This is a genomic window from Ruegeria sp. CDSC085 (genome assembly GCF_059610465.1).
The window spans coordinates 1-16,957 of sequence record NZ_JBXWNR010000027.1; the positions used below are offsets into that span (position 1 = coordinate 1).

The window sequence follows — 16,957 nt, forward strand, 5'->3', positions numbered from 1 at the left end:
CGAGCGCGCCGAGGCCGTTGTCGGTGAGCTGCATCAAGTTTCATCCAGCAAGATTGCCGCCGTGGTGCAAGAGATTGTCCATACCCGCGAACAGGCCACCCACGTCCATGAAGATGATGGACACAGCCTTTAACCACGGAGGACATTATTGATTATTGTTCGCGCTGGTGAATGTGTTGCCGGGAACAGCGAGAACACCGGGTTGGAGTAATGTGGGGTCTGTTCCGATTGGGACGGACTCTTGTCCTTGGACATTTCGGGCTTTCGCTGCACCACATTTGAATAGGCAAGACGCGGACTTTTCCGCCGTTGCCCTTCCGGGTGTTTGCTGACACAGCATCTGCTCGCAGGCGCGGCACGCTATTTGTTGCATCGCAGACGACTTTCTGTTTGGGGACATTCATCGGTGTGCAACTCGGTTAAACCAGTATAATTCAGCAACCTTAGAAGCCGGTAGTCGTTTAGAACTCTTTGGAAAGTGACATGATCGTTTCGGTGCGCTTGACGCCATCGATTTTATAGATCTGCTCCAACATGAAATTCAGACGCGGCTTTTCGATTGGCTTGATGAGCAGCGCGAAGTCGTGGTCTCCTATGACTCTTAGACAGCTTGCAACTTCTGGCATGCTCGCAAACTCGCGTGCCGCTGCTTCTCCCTTACTGCGGATCTCCATACTTATCAGGACAATTGCGCCTAGGCCGCCTGTTTCAACAGTCGAGGGTTCCTTGATGGTGTATCCTAGAATTTGCTGCGTTTGCTCTAGTTTCGTTAGCCGTGCTTGCACCGCTGTACGGGAGCGTCCCACCTTCCTGGCCAGTTCAGTGATTGGAGTACGCGAGTCCCGGCGCAGCGTCTCAAGAATTTGCTCGTCGATCTCATCACGCATTTTTCAAGCCGTTCCCGGAAAGCAGATTGTCTACGTTATAGGCAGATTGCCTATGATTTCAATCGTTTTAACAGGCGACAAAGCTAGCGGTATTGACGGACATTTCTGTTATGGAAAACGCAGCTCTGTTCAATTCGATTTCGTCCCGTGCGCAGGCTTTGGAAGCCTCTAAGATCCGTGAGGTTGCGGAACTTGGAATGAAGCAGGGAGGTGTCCTGCCGCTCTGGTTCGGAGAGGGAGCCTGGCCGACCAATCCGCTGATCGTGGATGCGGCAGTTTCCTCGCTCAAGGTCGGCAATCACATGTACCAGCCGAATAATGGCGCGATGCCGCTGCGGCAGGCGATTTGCACCTACAGCAACGACCTATTGGGCAGCCGCCTGAAGCCGGCGCAGATCACAGTAACTCCTTCCGGTATGCAAGGCCTCATGCTGACTGCGGAGTTTCTTGTAACACCCGGCGACCGGGTTGTCGCAGTGGAGCCGGGCTGGCCAAACATCATCGGTGCTTTCAAAGCAACTGGTGCTGAGATCGCAAGCGTATCAATTGCGCCGAAGGAGGCTCACTGGGCGCTGGACGTGGAAGAGTTAATCGCAGCGCTGACCCCGGGCACCAAGGCAGTAGTGATCAATTCGCCCAACAATCCTACTGGCTGGACTATGCCGGTTGAGGAGCAGCGTCGGGTTCTGGAACATTGCCGTCGGCATGGCATCTGGATCGTTGCTGATGATGTCTATACACGGCTCTACCGCCACGGTCGGCATGCGCCGTCATTCCTGTCTATTGCGGAGCCTGAGGATCTGCTGATCTCCGTCAATTCATTTTCAAAGTGCTGGTCGATGACCGGATGGCGGCTCGGCTGGATTACGGCGCCAGCCGTGTTCGAGGCTAAGCTGGGTCAGCTGACCGAGTTCAACACGTCCTGCACAGCCGGCTTTGTCCAGGAAGCGGGCATTGTCGCGTTACGCGACGGTGAGGAAGAAATTGCCAGCCTACTGAGCAAGATCCAGGCTGGGTACGAAATCACGGCAGAACGCCTCAACGCTTTTTCGCGGGTGGAGTTCATTGAGCCTGATGGTGCTTTCTACTGCTTCTTCCGAGTTGACGGGCTGACTGACAGCTTCGCTGCGGCTGGTGAAATCCTTGAGCAGACCAAGGTCGGGCTAGCGCCGGGCGTGGCGTTCGGTCCGCAGGGAGAAGGTTATTTGCGGCTCTGCTACGCGCAGCCGGCAGAAGTGCTGGAAGAGGCCTTCAAGCGGCTCGAGCCGTTCCTCTCGAAGTGATGCCTCAATATCGGGGAGGAAAGACATGACGTATCAACTCAGCCTTGAGGGTAAAACCGCGCTGATTACTGCCGCTGGGCAGGGTATCGGGCGTGCCAGCGCCGAGGCCTTTGCCCAGGCTGGCGCCTCGGTCATTGCCACAGACATCAATGAGACTTCGCTAGCTGAGCTCAATGCGATTGACGGCATTACCGCATGGAAACTGGATGCAACCGATCCCGAAGACATCAAGCGGGTACTGCCTGAAGCTGGTAGGCTGGATGTGCTGTTCAATTGCGCTGGATTTGTCCATACCGGCAGCATCCTGGATAGCACCGAGGAAGATTGGGACTTTGCCTTCGATCTGAATGCCAAGGCCATGTACCGCCTGTGTAAGGCAGTCCTTCCGGGCATGCTTGAACAGGGCAAGGGGTCGATCATCAACATGTCCTCGGTGGCATCCTCCTTGAAGGGCGTTCCAAACCGCTTTGTTTATTGCGCGTCCAAGGCAGCGGTCATCGGCATGACCAAGGCGATCGCTGCTGACTACGTAACCCAAGGCATCCGTTGCAATGCGATCTGCCCTGGCACCGTAGATAGCCCATCGCTGCACGACCGGTTGCGGGCCACGGGCGATTACGAGGCGGCGCGGGAGCAATTCATCGCGCGCCAGCCTATGGGGCGCGTTGGCGATGCAGACGAAATTGCAGCGCTTGCAGTTTACCTTGCCTCGGATGCCAGCGGATTCACCACGGGCCAGGCCCATATCATCGACGGCGGCTGGGCCCTCTGAACGGAGACTATCATGAAACTTTTGCGTTATGGCCCGAAAGGGCACGAAAAACCCGGTATCGTCGACGCTGACGGTGTTGTCCGCGATCTGTCCGGCTTGGTGGATGACATTGCCGGTGAGGTTCTGACGGATCAAGGCCTGGCCGGCATTGCCGAAGCTGACCTGTCGTCGCTGCCTGCCGTTGAGGTCGACCGTTATGGGCCCTGCGTCGGCGGTGTTGGCAAGTTCATCTGTATTGGGCTCAATTACTCCGACCATGCCGAGGAAAGTGGGCTGGAGGTGCCGCCGGAGCCGGTGATCTTTGCCAAGGCGACTTCGGCAATTTGCGGTCCCAACGACACGGTAGAAATCCCCCGCGGCTCGAAGGCCACCGACTGGGAAGTTGAACTGGGCGTCGTAATTGGCAAAGAGGCAAAATATGTCGATGAGGCAGAAGCTCTCGAACATGTTGCGGGCTACTGCGTGATCAACGACATTTCCGAACGTGATTTCCAGAACAAGCGCGCAGGGCAGTGGACCAAGGGCAAATCTGCCGACACGTTCGGTCCTATTGGACCTTGGCTGGTGACCCGCGACGAGGTTTCTGACCCGCAGAATCTGCCGATGTATCTGGAAGTGAACGGAGAGCGCCGCCAGGACGGAAGCACGAACACAATGGTGTTCGGGGTGGCTCACATCGTCTCTTACCTGTCACAGTTCATGAGCCTGCAGCCAGGCGACATCATCTCCACCGGCACACCTCCGGGTGTGGGCATGGGGATCAAGCCTGAGCCCGTATACCTTAAGGCGGGCGACAAGATGGAACTCGGCATCGAAGGCCTGGGCGTGCAGCGCCAGGACGTTGTGCAGTGCTGACCTTCTCCCCGGCGCCAGGCCGTTCACCCCATTGGCGCTGTTCCTGGGCCAGCTATATTGGTTGCCCGGTCCATCTTTTCCCGAGGCCTACATCCATATCGGTCTCAAAAGGCAAGCCCAGTGAATGAAGGCTGCCTGTAGCCGTGATTTTCATCAGGAGGACAAAGTGATGGAAAACCAAGTTGCAATCGTAACCGGCGGTGCGCAGGGAATAGGCCTGGCTGCGGCTCGGCTTCTGATCGAAAAAGGTGCGAAGGTCGTCAGCTGGGACATTGATGCAAGCAACGGGGACGCAATGGCTGCTCTGGGCGGCAATGCTTTCGCGGTGGACTGCGATATCACCGATCTGTCTTCGGTGGAAGCGGCCTACAAGCGTACTTGCGAGGCAGCGGGAATTCCTTCGATTTTGATCAACAGTGCTGGGATCGCAGGTCCCAACGAACCGCTGGACACCTACGATCCCGAAGCTTGGCGCAAGATCATCGACATTAACCTGAACGGCACATTCTATGTGAACCGCGTCTGCGTTCCTGGAATGCGAGAGCAAGGCTATGGACGCATCCTGAATGTCGCGTCCATCGCAGGCAAAGACGGCAATCCTAATGCTTCCGCCTATTCGGCTTCCAAGGCCGCGGTGATCGGCTTGACTAAGTCCTTGGGCAAGGAACTGGCTGGCTACGATATTGCAGTAAACTGCGTGACGCCGGCTGCGGCCCGGACCCGGATTTTCGACCAGATGAGCCAGGAGCACATTGACTATATGCTTTCCAAAATCCCTCGTGGCCGGTTCCTGGAAGTCGAAGAGGCCGCGAAGATGATCGTTTGGGCGGTTTCACCTGAAAACTCCTTCACCACTGGAGCTGTATTCGATCTGTCTGGCGGCCGGGCCACCTACTAACTCTTGTAAATTAAGTCACTTGGAGGAAAACCCATGACAGATAATGACAAAAAAGCCGCTCTCACCGAACGCCTTGTAAAATGCTACAGCGGTGCAGTTTATGACGCCCTGCGCGAGAGAGGGATAGACAATACTGTTCTGCCCAAAGACATCCGGCCGATTGACGATACTCATGTTCTTGCTGGTCCCGTTTTCACAATTTCAGGAACACCAAAACCTGGGATTAGTGCTGATGATGCTCTGCTGGCTTGGACGGGTTTCCTTTCAACAGCGCCGTCTGGCCATGTCGTAGTTTGCAATGGCCACACTGACGACATCGCGATGATGGGGGAACTGTCTGCCGAGACGCTCCAGATGCGCGGTGTGCGCGGATATGTGACCAATGGCGGGTGTCGGGACAGCAATTTCATTCGTAACATCGGTTTCCCCGTTTTCCATCGCTTCTACACCGCCCGCGATGTGGTGGGCGCATGGTCGGTCGACAAAATGGAAGTCCCTGTGCAGATCGGTGACGTTGTCGTTAAGCCCGGGGATTTTCTGATTGCCGACATTGATGGGGCCATCCTTATCCCAGGTGAAATCGCAGAAGAGATCGTGGTTGAGGTCGAGGAAGTGATGAACACCGAGAACAAGGTCCGCTCGGCTATCCGTAGCGGGACGGATCCGAAAGAAGCCTACCTGACCTACGGGCGCTTCTGAGCGGTCAAACTGGCGTAACAGCACTTGGAGATACGAATATGCATATCGGTTTGCCTGACCAGGGCTGTTTTGTTTTGCGGGTCTGGAATCCAGCGGTTTCAGGGCCTTCGGTTTGCCACTTGCGCGACGGATGCATTGTCGATGTGACCTCGCGTGAAGTGGCAACAGTACGCGACCTGCTTGAGCAGGACGATCCGGCGGGCTGGATCAAGTCTGCCTCAGGCGAAGCAGTTTGCACGCTGGGCGAGCTCGAGGAGAGTTCCGTCGAACGGCCTGATCCTAAATTACCCTATTTTCTGGCGCCCTGCGATCTGCAGCCAGTTAAAGCATGTGGCGTGACCTTTGTATCCTCAATGTTGGAGCGGGTGATTGAAGAGCAGGCACTCGGTGATCCTACCAAGGCCAAGGTGATCCGCGGGCGCTGCGAGACTATTTTAGGCGATAGCCTGACCGGGATTGTTCCCGGGTCAGACCAAGCAATTCAATTGAAGAACGCGCTTCTCGCCGAGGAAGCCTGGTCGCAATACCTTGAAGTCGGAATTGGCCCGGATGCAGAAGTTTTCTCCAAGGCTCAAGCGCTGTCTTCGGTTGGCTGGGGTGCAAGCGTCGGCCTGCATCCAATGTCGCGCTGGAATAACCCGGAACCGGAGGTGGTTCTGGCGATAAACAGCCGGGGTGAGGTCAAGGGTGCCACGCTCGGCAACGACGTGAACCTTCGCGATGTCGAAGGCCGCTCGGCGCTGCTGCTTGGAAAGGCAAAAGACAACAATGCTGCCAGCTCGGTAGGACCTGCCATTCGCCTCTTTGATGGAACCTATTCGATCGCGGATGTGCGTAAAGCGGAACTTGATTTGCGGGTTACCGGGGAGGATGGCTTTGTGATGGACGGTCACAGCACAATGGCCGAGATCAGCCGCGACCCGCTTGACCTGGTTGGGCAGGCTTATGGTGCGCACCACCAGTATCCCGATGGTTTCATGCTGATGATGGGAACCCTTTTCGCTCCAACCCAGGACCGTGATCACCCCGGGGGTGGTTTCACGCACAAAATGGGCGACGTCGTGACCATTTCAAACTCTGATCTGGGTGCTTTGGTCAATACCGTGCGCCTTTCTACCGAATGCCCGCCCTGGGACTTCGCAGCCTCGCATCTGATGCGCAATTTGGCCCGCCGTGGCCTGCTCTGAACGGAGACACTCATGCTAAACGGAAAACATCTGATTGCCGGCGAATGGCTAGGCAGCGCCAGCACTTTTTCATCACAGCCTGCTCACGGCTCCGCCCATAACTTTGCTGTCGGAACGGTGGATCTTGTCGGACGTGCCTGTGAGGCGGCTGAAGAGGCTTTCTGGTCCTATGGCTACTCTGGCGTGGAAAAACGTGCGGCGTTCCTGCACCGGATTGCGGATGAAATTGACGCCCTTGGAGATGAAATCACTGAGATCGGAAGCCAGGAGACAGGTTTGCCCGAGGCTCGCTTGACCGGTGAGCGCGGTCGGACTGTCGGCCAGCTGCGCTTGTTCGCAGAGCATATCCTGAAAGGCGATTATCTGGACCGTCGCCATGACAGCGCCTTGCCTGACCGGCAGCCGCTGCCGCGGCCTGAGCTGTATATGGTTCAGCGGCCCATTGGCCCGGTTGCGGTCTTTGGTGCTTCGAATTTTCCACTGGCCTTCTCGACCGCAGGGGGTGACACCGCAGCAGCATTGGCCGCAGGCTGCCCTGTAGTGGTCAAAGGCCACTCAGCGCACCCGGGAACGGGGGAGCTGGTGGCTCAAGCCATCGACAAGGCCGTGAAGGCGATGGATCTGCACCCTGGCGTGTTCAACCTGATCCAAGGAGGCAAGCGGAACGTAGGAGCTGCGCTGGTTCAGCATCCATTGGTTAGGGCGGTTGGCTTTACCGGTTCGCTGGGTGGCGGGCGGGCCCTGTTCGATCTGTGCGCATCCCGCGAAGAGCCTATCCCGTTCTTTGGCGAACTTGGCTCAGTCAATCCGATGTTCCTGCTGCCACGATCTCTCTCCTCCCGTGCTGAGGCAATGGGCGAGGGCTGGTCCGGCTCCTTGACTATGGGAGCCGGCCAGTTCTGCACCAATCCAGGGATTGCCGTCGTGCAGTCGGGCGCAGATGCCGAACGTTTTGTTGCGGCAGCTACCAAGGCATTGGAGCAGGTTGGCGCGCAGACAATGCTGACTGACGGGATCGCCGCAGCCTATCGCGATGGGCGCGACCGGATCCGCGCCAATTCCAGCGTGCAGGGAATCCTCACCACCACCTGCGTCCTGCGCAATGCAACGCCGTACCTTTTCCGCGTCACTGCGCGTGAGTGGTTGGCAAATGATGCGTTGGCCGAGGAAGTCTTCGGTCCGCTGGGCCTGGTTGTCGAAGCAGAAGATGCGGCCGAAATGACTGCTGTTGCGAAGGGACTTAAAGGGCAGCTGACCTGCACCGTCCATATGAGTGAAGACGACACCGCCCAGGCGCAGGCCTTGATGCCAATCCTTGAGCGCAAGGCGGGGCGAGTTTTGGTCAACGGCTTTCCGACCGGCGTCGAAGTATCTGACACGATGGTCCATGGCGGCCCCTATCCGGCCTCGACAAATTTTGGTGCGACCTCGGTGGGTACTCTGTCGATCCGACGTTTCCTTCGGCCTGTATGCTTCCAAAACATGCCAGAGGCACTGCTGCCTCAAGATCTGAAATGAACGTCCAAGGATAATATTATGGCTAAAATGTACAAAGGCATCTGGCCGGTTGCCCCGACCCCTTTTCATGACGATGGAACACTCGACCTTGAGGGTATGAAGCGCGTGCTCGACTTCATGATCGATGCGGGCGTCGATGGCATCTGCATCCTTGCGAATTACTCCGAGCAGTTTGTGCTGTCTGATGAAGAGCGCGAAGTGCTGACTCGATTGTCGCTGGAACATGTGGCGCACCGGGTGCCGGTGATCGTGACTGTCAGCCACTTCGCAACCCAGATTGCGGTGGAGCGCGCGCGTCTCGCGAAATCGCTTGGCGCCAGCATGGTGATGCTGATGCCCCCCTATCACGGGACAACGCTGCGGGGGACGCCGGAGCAAATTTTTCAGCAGTTTGAAGCGGTCGGCGAGGTGGGCATCCCGATCATGGTGCAGGATGCGCCGATGGCCGGCAATGATCTGACTGTGCCGCTTCTGGTCAGGATGGCCCGCGAAATCGAGATGGTGAAGCTCTTTAAGATCGAGTGCATTCCGGCAACCGGTAAGCTGCGCGAGCTTATTGCTGCAGGCGGTGACGCGATTCAAGGCCCCTTCGACGGTGAAGAAGGTATCACATTGATGGCCGACTTGGATGCCGGAGCTACTGGCACCATGACCTCTGCCACAATTCCCGACAAGATCAAGCCCATTCTGGCTTTGCACGCCGAAGGCAACCGCGAAGGTGCATCCGAAGTCTACCGTCAGGTGCTGCCGGTGATCAACTTCGAAAACCGCCAGTGCCTTTGGCGCGCCTCAAAGGCCGCGATGATGGAGGGGGGGGTGATCAATTCCGACTGCTGCCGCCACCCGATTGCACCGTTGCATCCTGAGACCCTTGCGGGGCTCTTGGATATTCTTCGGCCGATTGATCCGCTCGTCCTGTCCTGGGGCAAGTGAAGTAAGACTGGGCGGTTGCATCGTTGAACCAAAAACATAGGCCGCAACTGCCCCGCTCGGCCAACTATGGCATGATGAGAACAGTTCTTGGATTGGTGCCTTGCGGGAGGAGCCGGTGATTTTCACGTTCGCGACATAGGCCGCTCCCACATTCTTCTCAACCCAACGAGACCGTATACTGCACTTGGTCGAAATCAATACGATCAAATACGACACGCTCTAACGATGTGGGCTAACGCTATCAGTCAGGATCAACTCAGTCGGGATGAGAGTGAGTTTAGTTGGCGCTGTCGGATCCGAGATACGGCTTAGCAGATGTTGAATGACAACTCTCCCCATCTCTTGCAGATCAATGCTTGTCGTACTCAGCGGCGGATTGGTGTGTTGCAACTCATCGATCCCCTCGTTCGCGATCAACGAGAAATCTTCTCCGATTTTTTTTCCCAACCTCTGCAAACCGGCTTTCAGTCCAAGGGTGACGATAGCATTATATCCGATGGCAGCAGTCGGCGGATCTTCGACATCCAGAATTCTCGCCGCTGCTTCGTATCCCTGAGCACGAACAGGGCGGCATTCGAAAACAAGCGCACGATCAAACTCTTGCCCCGCTTCGTCAAATGCTTGCCTGATGCCTTTCATGCGACGGTTAAATGGGGAAATATTGACTGTGCCGCCAACAACGGCAATGCGTCTGTGACCAAGTTTAAGCAGATGTTTTGCCGCCGTGTAACCCGCAATTGTCTCATCAGCCACGACTGAATCGATGGGATAGCCACTGATCTCTCGCGAGACACACACTATTGGGGGGCTGAATTTCTTCATCTCTTCCAGGTCGGTCGCCTGAGTTCCCATCGCAGGAACTAGGACGATGCCATCTGCATTGTACTCAGACATTTTCCTGATGAATTCGGATTGTCTCTCCACTTTTTCATCCGTATTGCACAAGAAGACCGTTTTTCCTTCCTTGGCAAGTTCACCTTCAATCGCTCTCAAAATCTCGCTGAAGGACGGGTCGGACACGTTGTTAAGCACGATACCCACCGTGTCGGTCTTTGACTTCCTCAATCCTGCCGCGGAACGCTGATAGACATAGCCAGATTCGCGCAGTGCTTCTTTGACCCTGGCGCGCGTCTGGTCCGAGATTCGGCTGTTTTCCTTCATCGCCAAAGAGACAGTTGCGGTGGAAAGTCCTAACTGTTTTGCGATTTGACTAAGGGTCGGCTTCTGCATTCTTATTATTTTTCCTATAGTTATGATTGCGTAGGGCAAGAACTTCCAACGGTTTTTTGGCAAGTTGCCCATGAGAAGTCAGAGTTAATCGATTTAATTTGATTTGTAAAAGTTAATCGATTAACTTGAAGCGGCACCGACGGAAAGCAGTTTACGCATTCCGGAGCGCAAGCGCAGTTTCAACGGGAGGAAAACTATGAAACTCGGAAAATATGCATTCGGCATAATCTCGGGGCTGGCGTTGTCAGGCCTACTTGCAACAACAGCCCTCGCCGACACGGTCAGGCTGAAATTGGCCGGGACCTATCCAGTCAACCACTTTGGCCACGAGATTGTCGAAAACATGATCAAAGAGATTGAAGACGCAGACGTAGGCGTGAAAATCTCCTATTTCCCGGCCGCACAATTGGGATCCGGCGAAGAGCTGATCGAGGATGCCGTTCGCGGCAATATCGACCTTGTACAAGCGTTCATCTACGCTCAGGCCGATCCTCGGCTGGAAATCATGAACCTGCCAGGGTTGGTGACAACTTTTGACGATTTGAAAGCGGTCTATGGAAACCCGGAGTCCAAGCTGAATACGATTCTGGCCGGGATCATGGACGACCTGGGGCTGGTCTATCTTGCCAATACCGGCGAAGGGTTGGTCGGTATTGTCGCGAACGAAAAACCTACCGATTATGCCGGTTTCGGTGATAAGGGCGTGAACATCCGCGTCTGGAGTTCAGAGGTCGCCAAAAAGACCACCGAAAGCCTCGGGTACCGGACGACAACGATGAACTGGGCGGAGGTTCTGCCAGCGCTCCAATCTGGCGTCATCGACGGAGCGATCTGCTGTACGCCGGAATGGGCCTATTCGACCTTCGCGGCCGCCGGAGTTGGGAAATACTTTATTCCCGTGAACACGGCTATCGAAGCGTCATCATTCTATGCCAGTGGCAAGTCCTGGGAGAAGTTGAACCAGGAACAGCGTGACGTTATCCGGGCCGCCGCCGAGAGAGCCGCCAACGTTGCGATCAACACATCCTGGGAGCGCAATCAAGGCTTCGTCGAGCAGTTGAAAGAAGCCGGCTGGGAAATCCTTGAGTACAGCCCTGAAGAGCGCGCTGCGATGGTCGCCCACATACAGGAAAACGTCTGGCCGGAACTGGCGGACGTGGTTGGGCAGGACCTTATCGACGAGCTGACCGCCAAGTAACCAAGATTTTCTTTGGTTGCTCATTAATTGGGGATGCCGTGATTGTCTGGCATCCCCCTCTTAACGGGGAGTGAACTTTCGATGGTGCTATTTGAAGATACATTGCCACCCGGTCTGAGCCGGCTCGTTCGGCTGATGGTTTGGATCAAGTCGGTCCTGGTGAGCGTCGCTCTTCCGATACTGCCGATCACATTCTTTTTCGTTGTGCTGTTTCGCTATGTTCTGGAACGCGATCTTTTTGCCTACGAAGAATGGCTCATGCCGATCTGCTTCTGGATCTTCTTCTTGGGCAGTGCGCTTGGCACTTACTACGACAAGCAGATCAATGCTGATCTTCTTGATACAGTCACCGAAAATTCAACACTGCTGTGGCTTCGCAAGCTCGTGATCCAGATCATCGAGTTGTCGATAACGCTGGTACTTGTTTACTGGGCCTGGCTGATGATTGCGGATGAGATCGCGGCATATCCTGGATGGAAAACCACCATCGCCCTGAAGATTCCGTTTATTGTTCCACGCTTTGGAATTTTCGTGGGGTTCGTGTTCATGGCGTTCTACAGCGCCTTGTCGATCTTCCTGATGCTGCGCGTGGGCCCCGATCGATATGCCGAGGCCATGGAGAATGCGCGACGGGCAGAGCCCGATGAGGAGGAGGTTGTGACATGGTAATCCTCATCGCCATAATCCTTATCTGCGTTCTGCTGGCAATCGGCGTCTCGGTTCCATTGGCCTTTGGCGGTGTGCTGATCCTTCTGGCCTATACCGGAGGGTACGATGTCTCTGGGTTCTTCGCGACGGGCCACTGGAAGATGAATTCAGTTATCCTGCTGGCCATTCCTCTTTTCATCATGGCTGGCGATATTATGCAGCGGGGCAAAATTGCAAAACCGATCGTTGAGATTGCCGAGCTCATGTTCGGCCATCTCCGCGGCGGGCTAAGTGCTGCCTCGGTCGTGGCCAGTGCGATGTTCGGCGCAATCTCGGGCAGTGGTGCGGCCACATTGACTTGCATCGGTTCGATCATCATGCCGCATCTGCGCAAGGCACGGTATCCCGCAGGCATTTCCGGCGCATTGGTGATCTGTGCAAGCCCCTTAGGCCTATTGATCCCGCCAAGCGGCGCGCAGTTGCTCTATGCCTGGGTCGGTCAGTTGAACGTTCTTGAATGTTTCCTCGCAACGGTCGTACCAGGGCTGATCCTTACGACCCTGTTGATCATCGTGAATTTCGTGATCCTTCGGAAGGATACCGAAATTCAGGTTACCGAAGTTCCGGACCGTTTCTTCCGTGCACTTGCTGGTAAAACAGCCATCGCAACACCGGCGATCCTGATGCCACTGATCATTCTGGGCGGCATTTATGGTGGCATCATGACGCCCACCGAAGCCGCTGGCGTCGCCGTAATTTATGCCATTCCGGTGGGCTTCTTTGTCTACCGCGGCCTGACACTCAAAACCTTCTATGAAAGTATGAAACACTCGGCGATCACGATCGGCGTGGTCATGGTCATGATCTTCACAGTCTTAATCGCCAGCCGCTTCCTGATTTTCGAAGATATTCCCGGTCTCGCCGAGGATCTGATCTATTCCATTTCAGATAACCCAATAGTGATTTTCCTGATGCTCAATCTGGTCATGCTTCTGATTGGTATGCTGATGGACGATATCAGCGGAATCATCCTGAGCGCATCGCTTCTGCTACCCATCGCTGTTGGAGCTGGAATGGATCCAATCCACTTTGCCGCAGTTCTTGGTGTTAATCTTGGCATGGGCAACATCACGCCGCCAACGGCACCGCTTCTGTATCTCGGATCGCAAGTGACAGACGTGCCGGTCCGACAACTGATCTGGCCGACACTGATTTTCATCGTGTTTGCTTGGCTGCCAACTTTGCTGATCACCACGTTTATCCCTGGGATCGCTCTGTGGTTGCCGAACATGTTCTTCGGCTCCTAGCGCCGCGAAAACACCAGCCAGAATAGAAAGAAGTTGGTATGCAAAACTCTGTTCCTTCAAACCGGGCGACGGTCGTCGTTGCTGAAATTCTGGCTCCGAAAGCCAATTTTGACTTCGCGGCCCACGCTCATATCACGGACAAGCCGTGAAAGCGGACGCGCTCATAATCGGCGGTGGGCTGATTGGCATCACAACGGCCCACCGATTGGCCAAACGCGGCTGCTCGGTCGTGTTGGTGGAGGCCAACGAAGATGTCGGTCTCGGTGCCAACTTTGCAAACGGTGCGATGCTGGTGCCTTCACAGACCATGCCATGGAATTCGCCAGGGATATTACCCACGCTTTTGAGGTCAATCGTGACACAAAATTCCGCACTGCGGATCAAGCCGAAAGCTATCCCGTCCCTGTTCAAATGGGGCCTGCACTTTCTGAAGAACTCAAAGCCGTATCTGCACGAACTCCATACGCGCCGGTTGCTCGAACTGGCGCTCTTCTCCATGGATATCTTTGAGGAATACTACAAAGGATACGCAGACCAATTCGAAGCCAAAAAATGTGGCACCATCAAAATCTACCGCGACCAACCAGGTCTGGAAGCCCAGATCAGATCCAATCGTCACCTCAGTGAGGTTGGGCTAGATTGGGAGGCACTAACGCCTGATCAAACTGTTGAGGCTGAGCCGCACCTTCAAGCGCTGGCCCCGCAGCTGGCAGGCGGAATTCGTTTTTCCGCTGATGTGGTGGCGGACTCGCGAAAATTCTGTCAAATCCTCCGCGATGACCTCGTCGCTTCTGGTCAGATAATACATGTTAGTTGCCAAGCCAATGAACTGCTGATGTCAGGCGACAGGGTCATCGGCGCGCGTACAACAATCGGAGATATTCGGGCGAAGAATACCATTCTGGCCCTTGGGGCCAATACAAGAAAATTGGCTGCAAACGACGCAAGATCAATCTTGGTGCGCCCCGTCAAAGGGTACTCGGTCACATACGATACAACCGGCGTCAACGACCTGCCTTCGTATCCCGTTATCGACGAAGGGATGCATGTTGGGATTGTTCCAATTAATGGCAAATTGCGCGCAGTTGGAATTGCCGAATTCGCCGGGCATGACGACACTCTAAGCCCCAAAATAATCCGGCAACTCGATCGCCTGACCAAATCCATTTACCCCAACCTTGCGCAGACGCTTGACGGCTGCAAGCGAGAGCCGTGGACTGGATTCCGCCCGATGAGTGCTGACGGTCTGCCCTATATCGGCGAAACATCCAGCAAGGGGCTTTGGGTCAATACCGGGCACGGCCATCTGGGTTGGACCCTCGCCACCGGGTCGGCAGAGTTGCTTGCTGATCTCATCATGGGAAAGCCCACACCCTTGGACGCATCCAGCTATGCAGTAACTCGATCACACTAGACCGAAGATAAACCTACTGGAAGACAAGATCATGAAAATAAAAGATATTCGCTTCACGCCGCTCTTTTCCAAGTTCAAGACACCCTATGTCTGGGCCATGGGCAAGAATCTTGGTCAAACAACAATCCTGGTTGAGATCGAAACGGATGCGGGTGTCGTCGGCTACGGCGAAACCGCCCCGACGATGACGTCACCAGAGGCGATCCAGACGCTCTTACTAACCGCCAAAACGGTCCTGCTGGGGCAGCCCATCACTCAAATCATCAATTTGATGAAGCAGCTCTTTACGCAAAATTTTGGACATCACTACGCCAGCCAATCTCATCCAAGAATAGGCAATATTGCGTTTGCGGGTGTTGAATTGGCCCTTTGGGATGCACTTGGCAAATCGGTGGGCCTGCCAGTTCATGCCCTGTTGGGTGGGAAGATCCATGACACGGTGAGTTTCATGGGGTTTGTCCAGGGAGACAGTACGGAAGAGGTTGCTGCACATGCCGGTCAGTTGGCGCAGGACGGCTTTGAAGTGATTTACCTCAAGGCCGGATACACCAACGAGAAAGATATGGCCAATGTCGAAGCTGTTAGAAAGGCAATTGGCAACAAGCGACTTCGCATCGACCCGAATGAGGCCTGGGACTTGATGGAGGCCCAGGTGATGATCAATAAGCTCGCCAAGTATGATCTCGAGATGGTTGAACAGCCAGTCTCGGCGATTGCCGGCGTTCCGGCATTGAAGGCATTGAAGCAATCCTGCTCAGTCCCAATTGCTGCCGACCAGTCCGTGTTCACACTAGAGGAGGCTCACTCGATGTGCTCCAGCGGTGCGGCAAGCCTGCTGACTGTGGGTCTGCACGAAACTGGAGGTATTCTTGGGTTCCGCCGCGTCGCTGCGATAGCACAGGTGTTCGACATCAACGTGTGTATTCACGGTGTTTGGGAGACCGGAATTACCACCTGCGCCTCGATACAAGCTGCGTCGGGTGTTCCTAATTTGGATGATGGCAATCAGATCATGTGGCAGCTCCTGCAAGAGGACATCGTCGAAAGCCCGGATCTGGCGCCAAATGTCGGGAAAATTCCGGTCATGTCCGCCCCTGGTCTTGGATTTACCCTGAACGAGGACGCCGTTGGTCGGGCCGCAGAAGCCTACGACAAGAAGAATGGTTTGGAGGTAACATGATAGCATTGCAAGACAATTCACCTGCGGTCGTATCGCCCGGCATTTATCCAATGCTCTATGCGTTCTTTGACGATCGCGGTGTATTGCGCCAGGATCCGTTTCGGCGTCAGGTGGATGCGGCTTTGGGCACCCAGGCTGCCGGAGTTGCGATTCTGGGGCTGGGTACGGAGGTCTCGAAGCTGACATTCGATGAGCGCATCGAGGTCCTTGAAGTCGTCGCGGAGCGCATTGAAGGACGCAAACCGCTCTTGGCGACCGTCTATGGCGATACGATCACCGAGCAGATTGAGTTTTCGAAGCGAGCAATTCAAAGCGGCGTGTCGGCACTGATGCTCCAGCCTCCCTCGCAGAAAATGGACGATGCAAAGCTGGCGGGCTTTTTCTCCGAGATTATCTCGGCGGTCGATTGCCCGGTTGGGATTCAGAACGCGCCGGAGTTCCTTGGCTTCGGACTAAGTAACCAGAGCTTGATCGCGCTTGCGAATGACCACGAAAATTTCACCATCGCGAAACTGGAATGCAACGCCGTCAATCTTGAGTCTGTTGCGTCAGAGCTCGGGGATAGCGTGATGCTTTTCAATGGTCGCTGCGGACTGGAATTACCTGACAACCTGCGCGCGGGTGCCAGTGGGCTGATCCCGGCGATTGATACGGTAGATAAGACCAGCGAAATTTTCGCTGAATTCACTGCTGGGACCGAAGAGCGGGCCGATAAGCTATATGCCGATCTATTGCCGGTTCTCTGCTTTATCATGCAGGGAATTCCACATTTCCTGACCTATGGAAAGATGCTGGCCGCAGCGCGTTTGGGAATTGAGCTTGGCGGCAGCCGAGAACCCTCATTGCCAGCGACTGATTTTGGCGCAGCATGCATCCGACGGTTCTCGAAACACTTGGGGCCGTTGAATTGAGATATTCCGCAACATCACCCGCCATAAACAATGGCCC

General features: G+C 55.3%; 16 protein-coding genes. 14 read left to right on the forward strand and 2 right to left on the reverse strand.

What is annotated here, in order from left to right; all coding sequences use genetic code 11:
• Positions 1-461: 461 nt before the first annotated feature.
• Positions 462-887 carry an Lrp/AsnC family transcriptional regulator gene (locus AC2FJB_RS21405; RefSeq protein ID WP_106607291.1) on the reverse strand — a complete coding sequence of 142 codons (426 nt, stop codon included), beginning with the start codon at positions 885-887 and terminating at the stop codon, positions 462-464.
• Positions 888-997: 110 nt separating this feature from the next.
• Between AC2FJB_RS21405 and AC2FJB_RS21410 the strand changes: the two genes are divergently transcribed.
• The 8 genes from AC2FJB_RS21410 to AC2FJB_RS21445 all read left to right on the forward strand — a co-directional run bounded on the left by AC2FJB_RS21410 (position 998) and on the right by AC2FJB_RS21445 (position 9,032).
• Positions 998-2,170, forward strand: a complete 1,173-nt coding sequence (locus AC2FJB_RS21410; protein WP_496720788.1) for a pyridoxal phosphate-dependent aminotransferase — start codon at positions 998-1,000, stop codon at positions 2,168-2,170.
• A gap of 25 nt (positions 2,171-2,195) precedes the next feature.
• Entirely contained in the window at positions 2,196-2,942 is a 747-nt protein-coding gene (locus tag AC2FJB_RS21415; RefSeq protein ID WP_106607289.1) for an SDR family oxidoreductase, read from the forward strand.
• Positions 2,943-2,954: 12 nt separating this feature from the next.
• Complete coding sequence (locus AC2FJB_RS21420; protein WP_106607288.1) at positions 2,955-3,797, forward strand: fumarylacetoacetate hydrolase family protein; 843 nt, start codon at positions 2,955-2,957, stop codon at positions 3,795-3,797.
• 169 nt (positions 3,798-3,966) lie between these two features.
• A complete protein-coding gene (locus tag AC2FJB_RS21425) occupies positions 3,967-4,695 on the forward strand; it encodes an SDR family NAD(P)-dependent oxidoreductase (RefSeq protein WP_106607586.1) in 729 nt (242 codons plus the stop codon).
• 33 nt (positions 4,696-4,728) lie between these two features.
• Positions 4,729-5,394, forward strand: a complete 666-nt coding sequence (locus AC2FJB_RS21430) for an RraA family protein (protein ID WP_496720786.1) — start codon at positions 4,729-4,731, stop codon at positions 5,392-5,394.
• A gap of 38 nt (positions 5,395-5,432) precedes the next feature.
• Positions 5,433-6,581, forward strand: a complete 1,149-nt coding sequence (locus AC2FJB_RS21435) for a fumarylacetoacetate hydrolase family protein (RefSeq protein WP_106607286.1) — start codon at positions 5,433-5,435, stop codon at positions 6,579-6,581.
• Between the two features lie 12 nt (positions 6,582-6,593).
• Complete coding sequence (locus AC2FJB_RS21440; RefSeq protein WP_142638776.1) at positions 6,594-8,099, forward strand: aldehyde dehydrogenase (NADP(+)); 1,506 nt, start codon at positions 6,594-6,596, stop codon at positions 8,097-8,099.
• 18 nt (positions 8,100-8,117) lie between these two features.
• The gene (locus tag AC2FJB_RS21445) at positions 8,118-9,032 is read left to right on the forward strand and encodes a dihydrodipicolinate synthase family protein (protein WP_106607284.1); all 915 of its coding nucleotides are present in this window, start codon (positions 8,118-8,120) and stop codon (positions 9,030-9,032) included.
• Positions 9,033-9,251: 219 nt separating this feature from the next.
• Here AC2FJB_RS21445 and AC2FJB_RS21450 read toward each other — a convergent pair whose 3' ends face one another.
• A complete protein-coding gene (locus tag AC2FJB_RS21450; protein WP_496720783.1) occupies positions 9,252-10,262 on the reverse strand; it encodes a LacI family DNA-binding transcriptional regulator in 1,011 nt (336 codons plus the stop codon).
• Positions 10,263-10,458: 196 nt separating this feature from the next.
• Between AC2FJB_RS21450 and dctP the strand changes: the two genes are divergently transcribed.
• From dctP to AC2FJB_RS21480, 6 genes are all read left to right on the forward strand, one after another.
• Complete coding sequence (gene dctP / locus AC2FJB_RS21455) at positions 10,459-11,460, forward strand: TRAP transporter substrate-binding protein DctP (protein ID WP_496720782.1); 1,002 nt, start codon at positions 10,459-10,461, stop codon at positions 11,458-11,460.
• A gap of 81 nt (positions 11,461-11,541) precedes the next feature.
• The gene (locus tag AC2FJB_RS21460) at positions 11,542-12,129 is read left to right on the forward strand and encodes a TRAP transporter small permease (protein WP_496819053.1); all 588 of its coding nucleotides are present in this window, start codon (positions 11,542-11,544) and stop codon (positions 12,127-12,129) included.
• Positions 12,123-13,415, forward strand: coding sequence for a TRAP transporter large permease (locus AC2FJB_RS21465; RefSeq protein ID WP_142638783.1), 1,293 nt, complete (start codon positions 12,123-12,125; stop codon positions 13,413-13,415). The genes AC2FJB_RS21460 and AC2FJB_RS21465 overlap by 7 nt, the downstream gene beginning before the upstream one ends.
• Positions 13,416-13,560: 145 nt before the next feature.
• Positions 13,561-14,829 carry an FAD-dependent oxidoreductase gene (locus AC2FJB_RS21470; RefSeq protein ID WP_142638786.1) on the forward strand — a complete coding sequence of 423 codons (1,269 nt, stop codon included), beginning with the start codon at positions 13,561-13,563 and terminating at the stop codon, positions 14,827-14,829.
• 31 nt (positions 14,830-14,860) lie between these two features.
• On the forward strand, positions 14,861-16,009 hold the full coding sequence (locus tag AC2FJB_RS21475; protein WP_316296884.1) for a mandelate racemase/muconate lactonizing enzyme family protein: 1,149 nt from the start codon (positions 14,861-14,863) through the stop codon (positions 16,007-16,009).
• A gap of 50 nt (positions 16,010-16,059) precedes the next feature.
• Complete coding sequence (locus tag AC2FJB_RS21480) at positions 16,060-16,920, forward strand: dihydrodipicolinate synthase family protein (protein ID WP_246097272.1); 861 nt, start codon at positions 16,060-16,062, stop codon at positions 16,918-16,920.
• Positions 16,921-16,957 lie beyond the last annotated feature (37 nt).